17 protein-coding genes are annotated in these 18,073 nt (G+C 74.2%); 11 read left to right on the top strand and 6 right to left on the bottom strand.

Annotation, left to right across the window (positions count from 1 at the left end):
* Window position 1: 1 nt before the first annotated feature.
* Window positions 2–454, bottom strand: coding sequence for an NUDIX domain-containing protein (locus tag ACGFZL_RS14940; RefSeq protein WP_355172270.1), 453 nt, complete (start codon window positions 452–454; stop codon window positions 2–4).
* Window positions 455–721: 267 nt separating this feature from the next.
* Between ACGFZL_RS14940 and ACGFZL_RS14935 the strand changes: the two genes are divergently transcribed.
* Window positions 722–1,726, top strand: a complete 1,005-nt coding sequence (locus tag ACGFZL_RS14935) for a DMT family transporter (protein WP_393691711.1) — start codon at window positions 722–724, stop codon at window positions 1,724–1,726.
* A gap of 38 nt (window positions 1,727–1,764) precedes the next feature.
* On the opposite strand, the gene ACGFZL_RS14930 is transcribed toward ACGFZL_RS14935, so the two are convergent.
* From ACGFZL_RS14930 to ACGFZL_RS14915, 4 genes are all read right to left on the bottom strand, one after another.
* The gene (locus ACGFZL_RS14930) at window positions 1,765–2,373 is read right to left on the bottom strand and encodes a Fic family protein (protein ID WP_393691709.1); all 609 of its coding nucleotides are present in this window, start codon (window positions 2,371–2,373) and stop codon (window positions 1,765–1,767) included.
* Entirely contained in the window at window positions 2,360–3,058 is a 699-nt protein-coding gene (locus tag ACGFZL_RS14925) for a hypothetical protein (RefSeq protein WP_393691707.1), read from the bottom strand. The genes ACGFZL_RS14930 and ACGFZL_RS14925 overlap by 14 nt, the downstream gene beginning before the upstream one ends.
* 62 nt (window positions 3,059–3,120) lie before the next feature.
* Window positions 3,121–4,503: an MFS transporter gene (locus tag ACGFZL_RS14920; protein ID WP_393691705.1), complete on the bottom strand. Its 1,383-nt coding sequence runs from the start codon at window positions 4,501–4,503 to the stop codon at window positions 3,121–3,123.
* Window positions 4,500–5,120, bottom strand: coding sequence for an ArsR/SmtB family transcription factor (locus tag ACGFZL_RS14915; RefSeq protein WP_393691703.1), 621 nt, complete (start codon window positions 5,118–5,120; stop codon window positions 4,500–4,502). The genes ACGFZL_RS14920 and ACGFZL_RS14915 overlap by 4 nt, the downstream gene beginning before the upstream one ends.
* A 159-nt stretch (window positions 5,121–5,279) precedes the next feature.
* Here ACGFZL_RS14915 and ACGFZL_RS14910 point away from each other — a divergent pair, with 159 nt between their 5' ends.
* From ACGFZL_RS14910 to ACGFZL_RS14875, 8 genes are all read left to right on the top strand, one after another.
* Entirely contained in the window at window positions 5,280–6,077 is a 798-nt protein-coding gene (locus tag ACGFZL_RS14910; protein WP_393691701.1) for a TIGR03084 family metal-binding protein, read from the top strand.
* A 56-nt stretch (window positions 6,078–6,133) separates the two neighbouring features.
* Window positions 6,134–7,756, top strand: coding sequence for an acyclic terpene utilization AtuA family protein (locus tag ACGFZL_RS14905; RefSeq protein ID WP_393691904.1), 1,623 nt, complete (start codon window positions 6,134–6,136; stop codon window positions 7,754–7,756).
* A gap of 73 nt (window positions 7,757–7,829) precedes the next feature.
* Complete coding sequence (locus ACGFZL_RS14900) at window positions 7,830–9,428, top strand: acyl-CoA carboxylase subunit beta (RefSeq protein ID WP_393691699.1); 1,599 nt, start codon at window positions 7,830–7,832, stop codon at window positions 9,426–9,428.
* A gap of 5 nt (window positions 9,429–9,433) precedes the next feature.
* A complete protein-coding gene (locus ACGFZL_RS14895; protein ID WP_393691697.1) occupies window positions 9,434–11,278 on the top strand; it encodes a biotin carboxylase N-terminal domain-containing protein in 1,845 nt (614 codons plus the stop codon).
* Between the two features lie 60 nt (window positions 11,279–11,338).
* Window positions 11,339–12,475, top strand: a complete 1,137-nt coding sequence (locus ACGFZL_RS14890) for an acyl-CoA dehydrogenase family protein (protein WP_393691695.1) — start codon at window positions 11,339–11,341, stop codon at window positions 12,473–12,475.
* 34 nt (window positions 12,476–12,509) lie between these two features.
* Window positions 12,510–14,081 (top strand): 4-coumarate--CoA ligase family protein, encoded by a 1,572-nt coding sequence (locus tag ACGFZL_RS14885; RefSeq protein ID WP_393691693.1) that lies wholly within the window; start codon window positions 12,510–12,512, stop codon window positions 14,079–14,081.
* Window positions 14,078–14,815 carry an enoyl-CoA hydratase family protein gene (locus ACGFZL_RS14880; RefSeq protein WP_393691691.1) on the top strand — a complete coding sequence of 246 codons (738 nt, stop codon included), beginning with the start codon at window positions 14,078–14,080 and terminating at the stop codon, window positions 14,813–14,815. The genes ACGFZL_RS14885 and ACGFZL_RS14880 overlap by 4 nt, the downstream gene beginning before the upstream one ends.
* Window positions 14,803–15,429, top strand: a complete 627-nt coding sequence (locus ACGFZL_RS14875; protein WP_393691689.1) for a TetR/AcrR family transcriptional regulator — start codon at window positions 14,803–14,805, stop codon at window positions 15,427–15,429. Before ACGFZL_RS14880 ends, ACGFZL_RS14875 begins: the two co-directional genes overlap by 13 nt.
* Window positions 15,430–15,450: 21 nt before the next feature.
* On the opposite strand, the gene pdxH is transcribed toward ACGFZL_RS14875, so the two are convergent.
* Window positions 15,451–16,146: a pyridoxamine 5'-phosphate oxidase gene (gene pdxH, locus ACGFZL_RS14870; protein WP_355172244.1), complete on the bottom strand. Its 696-nt coding sequence runs from the start codon at window positions 16,144–16,146 to the stop codon at window positions 15,451–15,453.
* Window positions 16,147–16,431: 285 nt separating this feature from the next.
* Between pdxH and ACGFZL_RS14865 the strand changes: the two genes are divergently transcribed.
* Both ACGFZL_RS14865 and ACGFZL_RS14860 read left to right on the top strand, forming a co-directional pair.
* A complete protein-coding gene (locus tag ACGFZL_RS14865) occupies window positions 16,432–17,532 on the top strand; it encodes a citrate synthase 2 (RefSeq protein WP_355172242.1) in 1,101 nt (366 codons plus the stop codon).
* A 348-nt stretch (window positions 17,533–17,880) separates the two neighbouring features.
* Window positions 17,881–18,072, top strand: coding sequence for a hypothetical protein (locus ACGFZL_RS14860; RefSeq protein ID WP_393691686.1), 192 nt, complete (start codon window positions 17,881–17,883; stop codon window positions 18,070–18,072).
* Window position 18,073: the final 1 nt, after the last annotated feature.

Genomic DNA, 18,073 nt, shown 5'->3' with positions numbered 1-18,073 from the left:
CTCAGGGCGTCGTCTCGCCCCGCACCAGCGGCCGGCACACCGGCTGGATGCCGTCGGGGAGGTCGTCCGGGTCGCACCAGCGGGCCTCCAGGATCTCGAAGGGGTCGATGCGGAGGTCGCCGCCGAGGAGGCGGGCCTCGTAGGCGACCTCCAGGCGGGTGCGCAGGCCGCTGTTGAGGAGGACGAGGCGGCCGACGGTGACGTCGAGGTTGGTCTCCTCCTTGACCTCGCGGACGACGGTCTGCCGGAAGTCCTCGTCCTTGTGCGCGAAGCCGCTCGGCAGGCCCCACTGGCGGCCCGGGGGCCACATCCGGTGCCGCAGGAGCAGGACCCGGCCCTCGTCGTCGCGGACGACTCCGGTCACCCCGACCACGAACTTCGCGTTGACGCACCACATGATGCGGCTCTGCAGCGGGCGCAGGGCGCGCCAGAGAGGGGCCAGGACACGTCGCACGGGGCCTCCGGGAAGGGGGAAAGGAACGGCAAGGAGCGGGAAAGTCGTCTCGCCGGGACGCCTGCCCCGACTCCGGCGACGCTACCGGGGCGGGGCCGGGCGCCCGGTGTCCGTCCGGCGGATACGCGTTGACAGGGTCGGGCCCGGGCCCGGACAGTTGCGTGGAGGGTCATGTGCCTGACCTAGTCCATTCCCTTGAACCAGGCAGTACAGTGAAATGAACGCACCATCCATCTGCCCGTCCGCCCTCCTTCCTCGGAGCCCCCGTTGAGCAGTCCCGACCCGCACACCGGCACCCCGACCGTGACCCCGGCCGCGACCTCGGCCCCGGCGACCGCCCCGCCGGCGGGAGCCGCGCCCGGCGCCGTGGACGGCCGGTGGGGTTTGCTCGGCCCGGTCGGGCTGGTCCTCGCGGGCGGGCTGTCCGTGCAGTTCGGCGGCGCGCTGGCGGTGACGCTGATGCCGCGGGCCGGCGCCCTCGGCATCGTGTCGCTGCGGCTGGCCGTCGCCGCGGTGGTGCTGCTGGTGGTCTGCCGGCCCCGGCTGCGCGGCCACTCGCGCGCCGACTGGGGCACGGTGGTCGTCTTCGGTCTCACCATGGCGGGCATGAACGGCCTCTTCTACCAGGCCATCGACCGCATCCCGATCGGCCCGGCGGTCACCTTGGAGGTGCTCGGCCCGCTCGCCCTCTCCGTGCTCACCTCCCGCCGCGCGGTCAACCTGGTCTGGGCGGCGCTCGCCCTGGCCGGCGTCTTCCTGCTCGGCGGCGGCGGCTTCGAGAGCCTCGACCCGGCCGGCGTCGCCTTCGCGCTGGGAGCGGGCGTGATGTGGGCGGCGTACATCGTGTTCAGCGCGCGCACCGGGCGCCGCTTCCCGCAGGCCGACGGGCTGGCGCTGGCGATGGCGGTCGGTGCGCTGCTCTTCCTGCCGATGGGCATCGCCGAGTCGGGCACGAGGCTGCTCGAACCGTCGACGCTGGGCCTCGGCGCGGGCGTGGCCATGCTGTCCTCGGTCCTGCCCTACACCCTCGAACTCCTCGCCCTGCGCCGCCTGCCCGCCCCCACCTTCGCCGTCCTGATGAGCCTGGGGCCGGCCATCGCGGCCCTGGCCGGCTTCCTGGTCCTGGACCAGGCCCTCTCCGCGCCCCAGGCCGCCGCCATCGCCCTGGTCGTCGCGGCCAGCATGGGCGCGGTCCGCACCCAGATCGGCGGCGGCCGCAGGCGCGGGAAGCGGGCGGTGCTGCCGGGGCCGGGGGCGGCGGAGGGGCAGTAGTCGCTGCCGGGTGAGGCCCCTCGGGGCCGATACGGAGGTCAATGTCGGCGGCGGTTGAGCACCCCGATGAGGGCGGCGAGGTCGGCGGCGCCGGCCGGGTCGTCCGCGTAGCGGGTGGTCTGGAGGGGACCGACCTCGGGAAGGACGACACCCTCACGGGCCAGGACATGGACCAGAGTCAACAGCGCGGCGCGGGCATTGCCATCGGTGAAGGGGTGGAAGAACGCCACATCGAGGTAGGCGCGGGCCGCGCGGGCCGCCAGTGGGATGTCCGAGTCGTCTGTCTCGCGCAGGCAGGAATCGAAGTCGGCCCGGGTCCGCCGGGTCAGGCCGTAGCGCTCGCGGCCGGCTTTCGCGTAGGCGTCGCTCATGCGGAACGGCGCCTCCGTCGCGGCGAGGACTTCGCGCTGCCAACCGGCCAGCAGGGCGAAGTCCAGCGGGGCACGACGTGCGGCATCCTCCAGGGACAAGGCGTGCGCGGCGAGCAGGCGTTCGGCGCGGATCGGGTCACGCAGCCGGACCGGTCCCTCGCACCAGGATCGGAACCCGTCGCAGCCGGGTGGGACCCGTTGCAGGACTGGTGCACAGTGCCAGTCGACCTCGCGGCGCACGCTCAGCCAGACGGAAAGGCTGTCAGTAGCGGTCATGGAGATCCTCCAGCGCCGCCCTCTCACGGTGGTCCGGGTAAGGGGCGTGGTCGGTGAGGCCGACCGCGAGGTCCTCGCCGACGGATTCGATCAGCGTCCGCTCCGGGTAGACCCAGCTCCTGAACCGGCCACCGATCGCTCGCTCCACCGCCAGGTCGGCCTCGACCGGGTCCATGCCGGTGCTGGTGAGGAACCAGCCAAGCACGACGGAGGTCTGGCCGCGCCAGGCGTTGTCCGCGCCCGAGTCCAGCGTGTGGTTCACGAGCCGGACGCAGGCCCGTTCCAGGTACCAGCTGCGATCCTCGGGTGAGGCGTCCGGCGGCGGCGCCAGCTCGGCGAAGCGCTGGGCCGTCCGCTCCAGCCACTCCCGCCACTCCAGCAGCGCGGCCACGACGCGTCCTGCGGTCTCGTCGGGGGTCGTCACCGAGCTCGGCCCGCCGTCCCAGTTGCCGATGGGCCCGCCGGCGCGATAGCACCAGCTCCATCCCCAGGCCCAGGTGCCGTATCGCTCCCGCAGGACCGCATCCACCTGGCTCTCACACCAATGTTCACCCTGCCACCAGCCGGCCATGCCGGACAGCACGGGCGGCACCCACTCGCCGACCAGCGAGCGGAGACGGGCGTCTTCGGCCGCATCCCAGGCGAACGGGTGACGAGCCGGGTCGAATTCCTCCCAGTTCCGCATGTCCGCGTAGGTGACGCGAGGCACGCGGTTGTCGGGGAAGGGCAGGGTGTCACGGTTGTACGTCAGGGCCGGCCACTCTTCCTGTTCGATGTGATCGACCTGCCAGTGTCGGCTCGAGGCCCCTGCCGTCGCGAATGGTTTTCGGACCCCCACCCCTGAAGAACAGACGGCACCCCGCCGGTCTCCACCAGGCCGGCCCCGACCGCCCGCACCTCCTCCTCCGAGGCCAACCCGGCCCGGCGCAGGGCCGGTACGAACGCGGCCGGCGTGGCCGCCAGGAGGCTGAGCGCGGCGCAGCCGGTGAAGAAGGCGGCCGGGCCCCAGAGCTGGGTCGTGAGGCCGGCGAGGGGGAGGAGGGCCGGGGACAGGCCCAGGGTGCACAGGGTCGTGAGGGAGGTGACGCGGCCGAGGTAGCGGGGGTCGGCCGCCGACTGGACCAGGGCGCCGGTCAGCGTCACCGTCGTCCCGCTGCCCGCGCCGACCAGGGCGGCGAGGGCGACGGCGGCCGGGAGGGACGGCGCCCGGCCCAGAGCCGCCGTGGCCGCGCCGGTGACCAGCAGCGCGACGATCACGCCGGACCCGGCGCGGGACACTCGCGGCGCGACGGCGACCCACAGCGCCGCAGCCGCCGCCCCCGCACTGAACGCGCTCGCCGTCCACCCGGTGCCCGAGGCGCCCCAGTCCCGTTCGTCGGCCAGCAGCACCAGGCCCAGCGCTACGGGGCCGCTGAAGCACATCTCGCTGAGCCCGATCACGGCGGCGAGCGGGCCGAGCAGCGGGTGCCCGCGGACGTACCGCAGACCGTCGCGCAGCTCGTGCCACGGTGCCGGCCGCACCGGGCTCGTCGGCGCGGGAGCGACCCGCAGGGTCAGGAGGAGGGCCAGGGACCCGGCGAAGAGGACGCCCGCGACGGCGAAGGCGCCGGCCGCCCCGCCGGTGGCCAGCACGACGCCGCCGACGGCCGGACCGAGCGCGTTGCTCACCCGGATCGACAGCCCCCGCATGCCCTGCACGCGCCCCAGCTGCTCCCGCGTCGTGATCCGCGGCGGCAGCGCGCCCACGGCCGGCATGAACACCGCGTCGACCACGCCGAAGAGCACGGCGAGCGGCACCAGCAGCCACAGCCCCGGCGCACCCGCCACCAGCACCGTGGCCGCGGCCAGGATGAGCAGGCAGCGGGCGGCGTCGCTGCCGGCCGCCACCCGCCGGGGACCGAACCGGTCGGCGACCACACCCCCGGCCAGCATGAACACCGCCCGGGGCAGCGCACCGGCGGCGACCACCAGTCCGGCCTGCGACGGTCCGGCCTCGCGGGCGGCCGACCAGGACAGCGCCAGGAAGTACACGACGTCGCCGGTGACGGAGGCGGTGTAGGCGGCGAGCCAGCGCAGTACGTTGCCGTCGCGGTACGCCGGCGGTGCCGAGGCGGCGGCCGGGGCCGTCATGAGCCGGCGGCGCGCGGTACGACCGCGTCCCGGTGCCCGGCGCGCGGTACGGCCGCGCCGGGCACCGGGAACACCTGCACCTGCGCCGTCACCGGCACCGCGCCCGCCGAGTCGGCCGCCTCCCGGTACCGGGCGATCACCGCGAAGACCTCGTCCCGCAGCCTGGCGGCGTCCGCGGGGTTCAGCCGCAGCGCGAAGTCGCCGAACGCGCTGGCGTCCGCCCACTCACCGGGCAGCAGCGGCACCTCCCGTGCCGCCGCGCGCAGGCGCTCCGCGGCGGCGAGGGCCACGGCGTGGGCGTACGCCCGCCCGGCCTCCTGCTGCTCGGCGCTCTCCGAGGCCGCCGGATCGTGCAGCGACTGGCGGTGGACGGCCCTCCACCACCGCTCACGCCCGGTGCCACGGCCGGCCTCCTCCGCGATGAGCCCCCCGGCGGCCAGACGGCGCAGGTGGTAGCTGGCGGCCCCGGGGTTGATGCCCAGCTCCCCGGCGACCTTGGTGGCCGTCGAGGGTCCTTCCCGGCGCAGCAGCGCCAGCACATTGATCCGCAGAGGGTGCGCCAGCACGCGCAACGCGGCGGTGTCCAGCTCGACGTCCGGCTCCGGAGCAGTGGTCATGAGGGGAGCGTAGACCTACAACATCTCTTTCGAAAGAGTTGTTGTCACGTCGCTCCCGAAAATACATGCAAGCACGCTTGCTTGTTTCTTCCGTCGCTGCCATGCTCCTGCCACGCCGAGCCAGAGCCGTGCCAGACCCAGACCCGAGGGGAGCGCCCCGTGTCCGACCCCACCCCCGTCATCGACGACCTGCGCGAGGAGGCCGAGGCCCTCGACGCGCTGGTCGCCGGGCTGGCACCGGGGGAGTGGCGGCTGGCCACGCCCGCCCCCGGCTGGACCGTCGCCCACCAGATCGCGCACCTCGCCTGGACCGACCGGTCGGCCCTGCTGGCCGTCACCGACGAGGCCGGTTTCCAGGCGCTGGTCGAGCAGGCCCTCGCCGCGCCGGACTCCTTCGTGGACGACGGCGCGGAGCAGGGGGCCCGGCGGACGCCCGAGGAGCTGCTCGCCGCCTGGCGGCAGGGGCGCGACGCCCTGGACGCCGCGCTGCGCAAGGCGCCCGCCGGGGCCCGCTTCCCCTGGTACGGGCCGCCGATGGCCGCCACCTCCATGGCCACCGCCCGCCTGATGGAGACCTGGGCACACGGCCTGGACATCGCCGACGCCCTCGGCGTGACCGTCGCGCCCACCGCCCGGCTCCGGCACATCGCCCGACTCGGCGTCCGCACCCGCGACTTCGCCTTCCTGACCCACGGACTCACCCCGCCCGCCGAAGAGTTCCGGGTCGAACTCACCGGGCCGGGGGACGGGCGGACCTGGGCCTACGGGCCCGACGACGCGGAGCAGCAAGTGACCGGGCCTGCCCTCGACTTCTGCCTCCTCGTCACCCAGCGCGCCCACCGCGCCGACCTCGCCCTCACCGCCACCGGATCCGACGCCGACCGCTGGCTGGACATCGCCCAGGCATTCGCCGGACCACCGGGCGCCGGGCGCGGACCGGGGGAGCGCACGCCGTGATCCGCGTCGGCAACGCCTCCGGCTTCTACGGCGACCGCTTCGACGCCCTGCGCGAGATGCTCACCGGCGGCCCCCTCGACGTCCTCACCGGCGACTACCTCGCCGAGCTGACCATGCTCATCCTGGCCCGCGACCGCCTGAAGGACCCCGGCGCCGGATATGCCCGCACCTTCCTGCGCCAGTTGGAGGAGTGCCTCGGCCTCGCCCACGAGCGCGGGGTGCGGCTCGTCACCAACGCCGGCGGGCTCAACCCGGCCGGCCTCGCCGACGCCGTGCGCGCCCTCGCGGAGCGGCTCGGCATCCCCGTACGCGTCGCGCACGTCGAGGGCGACGACCTCACCGCCGCCCACCCCGGCAGCCTCGCCGCCCACGCCTACCTCGGCGGATTCGGCATCGCCGAGTGCCTCACGGCGGGCGCCGACGTCGTGGTCACCGGGCGGGTCACCGACGCCGCCCTCGTCACCGGGCCCGCCGCCGCGCACTTCGGCTGGTCGCCGGCGGAGTACGACCGGCTGGCCGGCGCCGTCGTCGCCGGGCACGTGCTGGAGTGCGGGGCGCAGGCGACCGGCGGCAACTACGCCTTCTTCCAGGAGGTCCCGGACCCTCGGCACCCCGGCTTCCCCCTGGCCGAGCTGCACGAGGACGGCACCGCCGTCATCACCAAGCACCCCGGCACCGGCGGCCTGGTGGACGTCGGCACCGTCACGGCCCAGCTCCTCTACGAGACCGGCGCCGCCCGGTACGCGGGGCCCGACGTCACCGCCCGCCTCGACACCGTACGGCTCACGCAGGACGGCCCCGACCGCGTCCGCGTCGAGGGCGTGCGCGGCGAGGCCCCGCCGCCCACCCTCAAGGTCGGCCGCAACCGGCTGGGCGGCTTCCGCAACGAGGTCGTCTTCGTGCTCACCGGCCTGGACATCGAGGCCAAGGCCGAGCTGGTCACCGCGCAGATGACGGAGGCCCTCGCCAAGGCGCAGCCGCGACAGACCCGTTGGGAGCTGGCCCGCACCGACCGCCCCGACGCCCCCACCGAGGAGACGGGCAGCGCCCTGCTCCGCCTCGTCGTCCGCGACCCGGACGAGCGCAAGGTCGGCCGCGCCCTCAGCGGCGCCGCCATCGAGCTGGCCCTGGCCGGCTACCCCGGCTTCCACGTGCTCGCCCCGCCCGGCAAGGGCGCCCCCTACGGCGTCTTCGAGGCCGGGTACGTGCCCCAGGACGGCGTCGAGCACGTGGCCGTACTCCCGGACGGGCGCCGCGCCCTCGTCCCGCCCCCGCCGGAGGCCACCGCCCTCACGGACGTACCGGAGCCGGAGCTTCCGCGACCCCTGCCGCCGGGAGGTCCCGTCCGCTGGGCCCCCCTCGGCCGCGTCGCCGGCGCCCGCAGCGGTGACAAGGGCGGGGACGCCAACGTCGGCGTCTGGGCCCGCACCGACGACGCCTGGCGCTGGCTCGCGCACGAGCTGACCGTCGACCGCTTCCGCGCCCTGCTCCCCGAGACCCGCGACCGCGACCTGCCCGTCACCCGGCACGTGCTGCCGAACCTGCGCGCCCTGAACTTCGTCGTCACCGGCCTGCTCGGCGAGGGCGTCGCCGCGCAGGCCCGCTTCGACCCGCAGGCCAAGGCGCTCGGCGAATGGCTCCGCTCCCGCCACCTGGACATCCCGGAGGCCCTGCTGTGACCGCCCCGCCGTCCGCCATCGACGCCCCCGTCACCATCGCTGCCCCCGACGCCCCCGACCCGGAGGCCCTCCCGTGACCGTCCTCCCCTCCGCCCTCGACCCGGCCGCCCCCGACCACCGCGCCCACCGCGAGACGATGCTCGCCAAGCTCGCCGAGCTGGACGCCGAGCACGCCAAGGCCCTCGCCGGCGGCGGCGAGAAGTACGTGCAGCGGCACCGGGGGCGCGGCAAGCTGCTGGCCCGCGAGCGCATCGAGCTGCTCCTCGACCCCGACACGCCCTTCCTGGAGCTGTCCCCGCTGGCGGCGTGGGGGAGCGAGTACGCGGTGGGCGGCTCGCTGGTCACCGGCATCGGCGTGGTCGAGGGCGTGGAGTGCCTGATCACCGCCAACGACCCGACCGTGCGCGGCGGCGCCAGCAACCCGTGGAGCCTGAAGAAGGCCCTGCGCGCGAACGACATCGCGCTCGCCAACCGGCTGCCCGCCATCAGCCTGGTGGAGTCCGGCGGCGCCGACCTGCCCTCGCAGAAGGAGATCTTCATCCCGGGCGGCGCGATCTTCCGCGACCTGACCCGGCTGTCGGCGGCCGGCATCCCCACCGTCGCCGTCGTCTTCGGCAACTCCACGGCGGGCGGGGCGTACATCCCCGGCATGTCCGACCACGTGATCATGGTCAAGGAGCGCGCCAAGGTGTTCCTCGGCGGCCCGCCCCTGGTCAAGATGGCCACCGGCGAGGAGAGCGACGACGAGTCCCTCGGCGGCGCCGAGATGCACGCCCGTACCACGGGCCTCGCCGACTACTTCGCCGTGGACGAACCCGACGCCCTGCGCCAGGCCCGCCGCGTCGTCGCCCGCCTCAACCACCGCAAGGCGTACCCGGACCCGGCTCCCGCCGAGCCGCCCAAGTACGACCCCGAGGAGCTGCTCGGCATCGTCCCCGGCGACCTCCGCACCCCCTTCGACCCGCGCGAGGTCATCGCCCGGATCGTGGACGCCTCCGACTTCGACGAGTTCAAGCCGCTGTACGGCACCAGCCTCACCACCGGCTGGGCCGCCCTGCACGGCTACCCGGTCGGCATCCTCGCCAACGCCCGGGGCGTCCTGTTCAGCGAGGAGTCGCAGAAGGCCGCCCAGTTCATCCAGCTCGCCAACCAGCGCGACATCCCGCTCCTCTTCCTGCACAACACCACCGGTTACATGGTGGGCAAGGAGTACGAGCAGGGCGGCATCATCAAGCACGGCGCCATGATGATCAACGCGGTGAGCAACAGCCGCGTCCCGCACCTCTCCCTCCTCATGGGCGCCTCCTACGGCGCCGGCCACTACGGCATGTGCGGCCGCGCCTACGACCCGCGCTTCCTCTTCGCCTGGCCCAGCGCCAAGTCCGCCGTCATGGGCCCGCAGCAGCTCGCCGGCGTGCTGTCCATCGTCGCCCGCCAGTCGGCCGCGGCGAAGGGGCTGCCGTACGACGACGAGGGCGACGCGGCGCTGCGCGCCATGGTGGAGCAGCAGATCGAGTCCGAGTCGCTGCCGATGTTCCTGTCCGGGCGGCTCTACGACGACGGCGTCATCGACCCGCGCGACACCCGCACCGTCCTCGGCCTGTGCCTGTCGGCCGTGCACACCGCCCGCTACGAAGGCGCGCGCGGCGGCTTCGGCGTCTTCCGGATGTGAGGTCCATGATCCAGTCACTGTTGGTGGCCAACCGGGGCGAGATCGCCGCCCGCGTCTTCCGCACCTGCCGGGCCCTGGGCATCGCGACGGTCGCCGTCCACTCCGACCCGGACGAGGACGCCCTGCACACCCGCCTCGCCGACACCGCCGTACGCCTGCCGGGCGCGGCGCCCGCCGACACGTACCTGCGCGGCGACCTGATCGTGAAGGCCGCGACGGCGGCCGGCGCCGACGCGATCCACCCCGGCTACGGCTTCCTCTCCGAGAACGCCGACTTCGCCCGCGCCGTCCAGGACGCCGGCCTGACCTGGATCGGGCCGCCCCCGGAGGCCATCGAGGCGATGGCGTCCAAGACCCGCGCCAAGCAGCTCCTCGGCATCGCGCCCCTGACCGACGTCACCGAGGCCGACCTGCCGGTGCTGGTGAAGGCCGCGGCGGGCGGCGGCGGACGCGGCATGCGCGTCGTGCGCGCCCTCGCCGACCTCCCCGCAGCCCTGGAGGCCGCCCGCGCCGAGGCGGCCAGCGCCTTCGGCGACGGCGAGGTCTTCGTCGAGCCTTACCTGGAGAACGGCCGCCACGTCGAGGTCCAGATCCTCGCCGACACCCACGGCACGGTGTGGGCACTGGGCACCCGCGACTGCTCCCTCCAGCGCCGGCACCAGAAGGTCATCGAGGAGGCTCCCGCCCCCGGCCTGCCACCCGCCCTCACCGCCGACCTGCACGCCACGGCCGTACGCGCCGCCCGCGCCGTCTCCTACGTCGGCGCGGGCACGGTGGAGTTCCTCGTCGCCGACGGCCGCGCGAGCTTCCTGGAGATGAACACCCGTCTCCAGGTCGAACACCCCGTCACGGAGGCCGTGTTCGGCGTCGACCTGGTCGCCCTCCAGCTCCGGATCGCCGAGGGCCACGCCCTGGACCCCGAGCCCCCGACGGCGCGGGGCCACGCGGTGGAGGCCCGCCTCTACGCCGAGGACCCGGCCGCCGGCTGGGCCCCGCAGACGGGCCGCCTGCACCGCCTCACCGTCCCCGACGGTGTCCGCCTCGACACCGGCTACACCGACGGCGACGACATCGGCGTCCACTACGACCCGATGCTCGCCAAGGTCATCACCCACGCCCCGACCCGCCCGGAGGCCGTCCGCGCCCTCGCCGGTGCCCTCGAACGGACGACGCTGCACGGCCCGCCCACCAACCGCGCCCTCCTCGTCCGCTCCCTGCGCCACGAGGAGTTCACCTCCGCGCGGATGAACACCGGCTTCTACGACCGCCACCTCCCGACCCTCACCGACCCGACCCCGGACCCGCACGCCCCCTTGGCGGCGGCCCTGGCCGAGGCGGCCTCCACCCCGTCCCGCTTCGGCGCCTGGCGCAACCTGCCCTCGCAGCCGCAGGTGCGGCGGTACGCGGTGGCGGGCGAGGAGGTGGAGATCCACTACTCCCACACCCGCACCGGCCTCACGGCAGACGGCGTCCGCGTCCTCTCCGCCGAGCCCCACCTGGTCGTCCTGGAGACGGACGGCGTCCGCCGCAGCTACGAAGTCACCCGTTACGGAGACCAGTTCCACGTCAACAACACGCCGTTGACCGCCCTCCCCCGCTTCCCCGACCCCACCACCCACGTCGCCCCCGGCTCCCTCCTGGCCCCGATGCCGGGCACGGTGGTACGGGTGGCGGAGGGAGTGGAGGAGGGCACGAAGGTCGAGGCAGGCCAGCCCCTGCTCTGGCTGGAGGCAATGAAGATGCAGCACGTCATCACAGCGCCGGTAACAGGACGACTGACGGCACTACCCGTCGCCCCGGGCCGCCAAGTGGAGATGGGCGCACTTCTAGCGGTGGTCGAGAGCAACTAACCGAGGGGCGCGGGGAACTGCGCGACCAGCCACACACAGCCCGCAGTCGAAGGAGCCACAGTGACCACCCTCATCGAATCCGACGAGCACAAAGCCCTCCGCGAAGCGGTGAAATCCTTCGCCAAGAGCCACCCCGACCTGGACAACAGAGAACTCTGGCAACAGGCCGCCAAGCTGGGCTACATAGGCGTCAACCTCCCCGAAACCTACGGAGGCGGCGGCGCGGGCATCACCGAACTCAGCCTCGTCCTCGAAGAGATGGGCGCCGCAGGCAACCCCCTCCTCATGATGATCGTGTCCCCCGCCATCTGCGGCACGGTCATCACCCGCTTCGGCACAGAAGCCCAAAAGCAACACTGGCTGCCAGCGCTAGCGAACGGCACCCGCCTCATGGCCTTCGGCATCACCGAACCCGACGCCGGCTCCAACAGCCACCGCATCACCACCACCGCCCGCCGCGACGAACGAACAGGCGACTGGCTCCTCACCGGCCGCAAGGTCTTCGTCTCCGGCGTCGACATAGCCGACGCGACCCTCATAGTCGGCCGCACGGAGGACGCCCGCACCGGCCGCCTCAAGCCCTGCCTCTTCATCGTCCCCAGGGACACCCCCGGCTTCCAGCGCAACCCCATCGACATGGAACTGCAAGCGGCGGAACGCCAGTTCGAGCTGGTCCTGGACGACGTGCGCCTCCCCGCCGACGCCCTGGTCGGCGACGAGGACGCCGGTCTCCTCCAGCTCTTCGCCGGCCTCAACCCCGAACGCGTGATGACCGCCGCGTTCGCCATCGGCATGGGCCGCTACGCCCTCGCCCGAGCCGTCGAGTACGCCCGCGAGCGCACCGTCTGGAAGACTCCCATCGGCGCCCACCAGGCCATCGCCCACCCCCTCGCCCAGGCCCACATCGACCTCGAACTGGCCCGCCTGATGACCCAGAAGGCAGCGCGACTCTACGACGCGGGCGACGACGTCGGCGCGGGCGAGGCCGCCAACATGGCCAAGTACGCCGCCGGGGAGGCGTGCGTGCGGGCCGTCGACCAGGCCGTGCACACCCTCGGCGGCAACGGCCTGACCCGGGAGTACGGCCTGGCCCGCCTGATCACGGCGTCGCGGGTGGCCCGTATCGCCCCGGTCAGCCGCGAGATGATCCTCAACTACGTCTCCCACCAGACGCTCGGCCTGCCCAAGTCGTACTAGCCGCACCCAGCCGCACACCCGCCCTGGAGGAACGATGTTCCGCAGCGAGTACGCCGACGTCCCGCCCCTCGACCTGCCCATCCACGAGGTGGTCCTCGGCCGGGCCGCCGTCTTCGGCACCACCCCCGCGCTGATCGACGGCACCGACGGCACCGCCCTCACCTACGAGCAGGTGGACCGGTTCCACCGGCGCTTCGCCGCCGGGCTCGCCGAGGCGGGGGTGCGCAAGGGCGACGTGCTCGCCCTGCACAGCCCCAACACGGTCGCCTACCCGCTGGCCTTCTACGCCGCCACCCGCGCGGGCGCCGCCGTCACCACCGTGCACCCGCTCGCCACCGCCGAGGAGTTCGCCAGGCAGCTCTCCGACTCCCGGGCCCGCTGGATCGTCACGATCTCCCCGCTCCTGGACACCGCCCGCCGGGCCGCCGAACTCGCGGGCGGCGTCGCGGAGATCTTCGTCTGCGACAACGCCGACGGACACCGCTCCCTCATCGACATGCTCGGCTGCACCGCCCCCGAGCCGGACGAACCGGTCGACCCCGCCGAGGACGTCGCCGTGCTGCCGTACTCCTCCGGCACCACCGGCACCCCCAAGGGCGTGATGCTCACCCACCGCCAGATCGCCACCAACCTGGCCCAACTGCACCCCCTCGTCCCGGCCGCGCCCGGCGACCGCATCCTCGCCGTGCTGCCGTTCTTCCACATCTACGGCCTCACCGCCCTGATGAACGCCCCACTGCGGCTCGGCGCCACCGTGGTCGTGCTGCCCCGCTTCGACCTGGCGCAGTTCCTCGCCGCCATCCAGACCCACCGCATCACCGGCCTCTACGTCGCCCCGCCCGTCGTCCTCGCCCTCGCCAAGCACCCCCTGGTCGCCGACTACGACCTCTCCTCCCTCCGCTACGTCATCAGCGCCGCCGCCCCGCTGGACGCGACCCTCGCCGCCGCTTGCTCGGCCCGGCTCGGGCTGCCGCCGGTCGGCCAGGCGTACGGCATGACGGAACTCTCCCCGGGCACCCACGTCGTCCCCCTGGACCGCATGCACGACGCCCCGCCCGGCACCGTCGGCAAGCTGATCCCCGGCACCGAGATGCGCATCGCCTCCCTCGACACCCCCGGCACCGACCTCGGGCCCGGCGCGCCCGGCGAGATCCTCATCCGGGGCCCGCAGGTGATGAAGGGCTACCTCGGCCGCCCCGACGCCACCGCCGCGATGATCGACCCGGACGGATGGCTGCACACCGGGGACGTCGGCCAAGTGGACGCGGACGGCTGGCTGTTCGTGGTCGACCGGGTCAAGGAGCTGATCAAGTACAAGGGCTTCCAGGTGGCCCCCGCCGAACTGGAGGCCCTCCTGCTCACCCACCCCGGCGTCGCCGACGCCGCCGTCACCGGCACCTACGACGACGACGGCAACGAGGTCCCGCACGCGCACGTCGTCCGCCGCGAGCCGGGCGGCGGGCCCGACGAGGCCGAGGTCATGGCGTACGTCGCCGCACGCGTCGCCCCCTATAAGCGCGTCCGCCGGGTCAGCTTCGTGGACGCCGTGCCCCGGGCCACCAGCGGCAAGATCCTGCGCCGGGAGCTGCGGGGGCGGCAGGCATGAGCGACCTCGTCCTCCGCACCCGCGACCGGGGCGTCGAGACCCTCACCCTCGACGCCCCCCACAACCGCAACGCCCTCTCCGCCGCCCTGGTCCGCGACCTCGCCGCCGCTCTGTCCGACGCCGGTGAAGACCCGGACGTACGGGCCGTCGTCCTCACCCACACCGGCACCACCTTCAGCGCCGGCGCCGACCTGCGCGACCCGCCCGACCCGGACGACCTGGTCGGGCTGCTCCGGCAGCTCGTGGCGCTGCCCAAGCCGGTCGTCGCCCGCGTCGCCGGGCACGTGCGCGCCGGGGGCCTCGGGCTGCTCGCCGCCTGCGACATCGCGGGGGCCTCCGCCGCGTCGTCGTTCGCCTTCACCGAGGTGCGCATCGGCGTGGCCCCCGCCGTCATCTCCCTCACCCTGCTGCCCCGCACCGACCCCCGCGCCCTCGCCCGGCTCTACCTCACCGGCGAGCGCTTCGACGCCGCCGAGGCCGCGCGCATCGGCCTCGTCACGGCGGCGGGGGACGACGTCGACGCCGTACTGGCCCCCGTCCTGGACGGGCTGCGGCGGGCCGCGCCGGAGGCCCTGGCGGCGACCAAGGCGCTGCTCACGGCTAGGGTGCTGGAGACCTTCGACCGGGACGCGGCCGACCTCACCGCGCTCTCGGCCCGGCTGTTCGCCTCCCCGCACGCCCGCGAGGGGATGACGGCCTTCCTCGAACGACGGGATCCGCGATGGGTGCTGTGAGCACCGGCAGCACGGCACCGGGCGAGACCTCGGCCGACCGCCGGCCCAAGCAGGACCGCAGCCGGGCCACCCGGCAGCGGCTCCTGGCGGCCGCCGTCGCCTGCCTCGCCGAGCACGGCTGGGCCGGCTCCACGGTCGCCGTCGTCGCCGAGCGCGCCGGCGTCTCCCGGGGCGCCGCCCAGCACCACTTCCCGACCCGCGAGGACCTGTTCACCGCCGCCGTCGAGTACGTCGCCGAGGAGCGCTCCAGCGCCCTGCGCACCCTCTTCCCCGAGGCCGCCCCCGACCGCCCGGCCGCCGTCCGCGCCCTGGTCGACCTCTTCACCGGCCCCCTCTTCCGCGCCGCCCTCCAGCTGTGGGTGGCCGCCTCCAACGAGGAGCAGCTGCGCGGCCGGGTCACCGAGCTGGAGGCCCGCGTCGGCCGCGAGACCCACCGCATCGCCGTCGCCCTCCTCGCCGCCGACGAGACCCGCCCCGGCGTCCGCGAGACCGTCCAGGGCCTCCTCGACATGGCCCGCGGCCTCGGCCTGGCCAACGTCCTCACCGACGACGGGGCCCGCCGGGACCGGGTCGTCGCCCAGTGGGCGCGGCTGCTCGACGAGGCGCTGGGCTGAACCGGCGGCCGGCCCGCGGGCTCAGGGGCTGAGCCGCTCCACCCGCCAGCCCTTGCCGGGGTCCCCCTCCGCCACGTACCGCAGCCGGTCGTGCAGGCGGTTCTCGCGGCCCTGCCAGAACTCCACCGTCTCCGGCACCACCCGGTACCCGCCCCAGTGCGGCGGCACCGGCACCCGCTCGCCCTCCGGGTAGCGGGCCGCCAGCTCCGCGTAGGCCGCGTCCAGGGCGTCCCGGCCGCCCGGGACCACCGCCGACTGGTCGCTGGCCCAGGCGCCGAGCTGGGAGCCGTGCGGGCGGGTGCGGAAGTACGCGGCCGTCTCGTCGCGCCCGGTGCGCCGGGCCGTGCCCGTCACGAGCACCTGGCGGGCCATCGGGTGCCAGGGGAAGAGCAGCGAGACGTGCGGGTTGGCGTCCAGCTCGCGGGCCTTGCGGGAGGTGTAGTTCGTGTAGAAGACGAAGCCCTCGGCGTCGAAGTGCTTCAGCAGCACCGTGCGCGAGGAGGGCCGCCCGGCGGGGTCCGCCGTCGAGACGACCATCGCGTTCGGCTCGTACAGGCCCCCCTCCGTCGCGGCCTGCCGGAACCAGCGGGCGAACTGCTCGACGGGGTCGGCGGCGGCCTCGGCCTCCGTGAGCCCCTCGGTGCGGTACTGCTTGCGCATGGCGGCCAGGTCCAGTTCCACGGAAGCGGCGTCGTCGCGGTCGGTCACACCGGCCATCCTGCCCCATCCGTACCATCGCGCGCGGGCGTGTCCTTGGTCACCAAGTGGCACTGAGTGCCGTGACCCCTCCCCAAGCGTGGCACCCGGGGATATCGTGCTGGTCCCGTCCCGGCCGGATGACCGGCGGCCGTACGGGGCATCACCGGGGCGACGACCACCGGGACCGCGCGTCGGGGACGCGACCGCGGAGCCACGGGGCCGCCCCGCCCTCCGCACAGGGCGCCGCACAGCACGACCCCGCACCACCCCGCACGACCACTCACGACCACGAGGAGCCGCCTGATGTCCGACTTCGTACCCGGGCTCGAAGGAGTCGTCGCGTTCGAGACGGAGATCGCCGAACCCGACAAGGAGGGCGGCGCCCTGCGCTATCGGGGCGTCGACATCGAGGACCTGGTCGGCAAGGTGTCCTTCGGCAACGTCTGGGGCCTGCTGGTCGACGGCGCCTTCAACCCCGGACTGCCCGCCGCCGAGCCCTTCCCGATCCCGGTCCACTCCGGCGACATCCGCGTGGACGTCCAGTCGGCCCTGGCCATGCTGGCCCCGGTCTGGGGCCTAAAGCCCCTCCTGGACATCGGCGCCGAGGAGGCCCGCGAGGACCTCGCCCGCGCCGCCGTCATGGCCCTGTCCTACGTCGCCCAGTCGGCCCGCGGCCAGGGCCTGCCCATGGTGCCGCAGCGCGAGATCGACAAGGCCCAGTCCATCGTCGAGCGCTTCATGATCCGCTGGCGCGGCGAGCCCGACCCCAAGCACGTCGCCGCCGTCGACGCCTACTGGACCTCCGCCGCCGAGCACGGCATGAACGCCTCCACCTTCACCGCCCGCGTCATCGCCTCCACCGGCGCCGACGTCGCCGCCGCCCTCTCCGGGGCCGTCGGCGCCATGTCCGGCCCGCTGCACGGCGGCGCCCCTTCGCGGGTCCTCGGCATGATCGAGGAGATCGAGCGCACCGGCGACGCCACGGCGTACGTCAAGAAGACCCTGGACGCCGGCGAGCGCCTCATGGGCTTCGGCCACCGCGTCTACCGCGCCGAGGACCCCCGCGCCCGCGTCCTGCGCCGCACCGCCCGCGAACTGGGCGCCCCGCGCTTCGAGGTCGCCGAGGCGCTGGAGAAGGCCGCCCTGGAGGAGCTGCACAACCGCCGCCCCGACCGCGTCCTCGCCACCAACGTCGAGTTCTGGGCCGCCATCATGCTCGACTTCGCCGAGGTCCCGGCCCACATGTTCACCTCGATGTTCACCTGCGCCCGCACGGCCGGCTGGTCGGCCCACATCCTGGAGCAGAAGCGCACCGGCCGCCTGGTCCGCCCCTCGGCCCGCTACACCGGCCCCGGCACCCGCACCCCGCACGACATCGAGGGCTACGCCACGATCACCCCCTGACCGGGGCCCGCACACGCAGACGACCCGCGAGTCGGGTTCCTCCAGAGGAGGAGCCGGCCGGACGTACCGGCGACTCGCGGGTCGGGTGACTGCTGTTGGGATTGGGCCGGCTGTACGCATCTGTCACGCACGGGTCCGGCACCGCACTGAATGGGGTGACGGGCCGCTAGCCCGCAGTCACCTCACGCGTCCGGTTGTCATACATCTGCCGAACCACCTCCCTTCTCGTGTACCCCCACCCTAAGAACCGTCCGGCGCGGGATCAATCGGTTTTCCCCGGTGATTGCGAGTCGATCTTCCAGCGTCCGCCCATGGACGCGTTCGCGCTGGTCACCTACCGTTTCGCCCATGGCGCAGGAACAGCGGTGGACGAACGGCGGCGACGAGCGGGTCGTGGAGACCGTGGTGCTGGCGGCCAATACGGAGGGGCTGCGGTTCGCGGTGGGGCGCGGGTTCGTGGAGCGGGAGCGGTACGTGCTGGACGGGGAGCGGGAGGAGTGGGTGGACCTGCGGCTCGCGGACGACGCCCGGGAGCGGTGAT

Origin of the sequence: Streptomyces sp. NPDC048182 (assembly GCF_043202555.1) — a bacterium.
In the GTDB taxonomy this organism is placed as follows: Bacteria; Actinomycetota; Actinomycetes; order Streptomycetales; family Streptomycetaceae; genus Streptomyces.
This window is presented reverse-complemented; position numbering and strand designations above follow the sequence as displayed.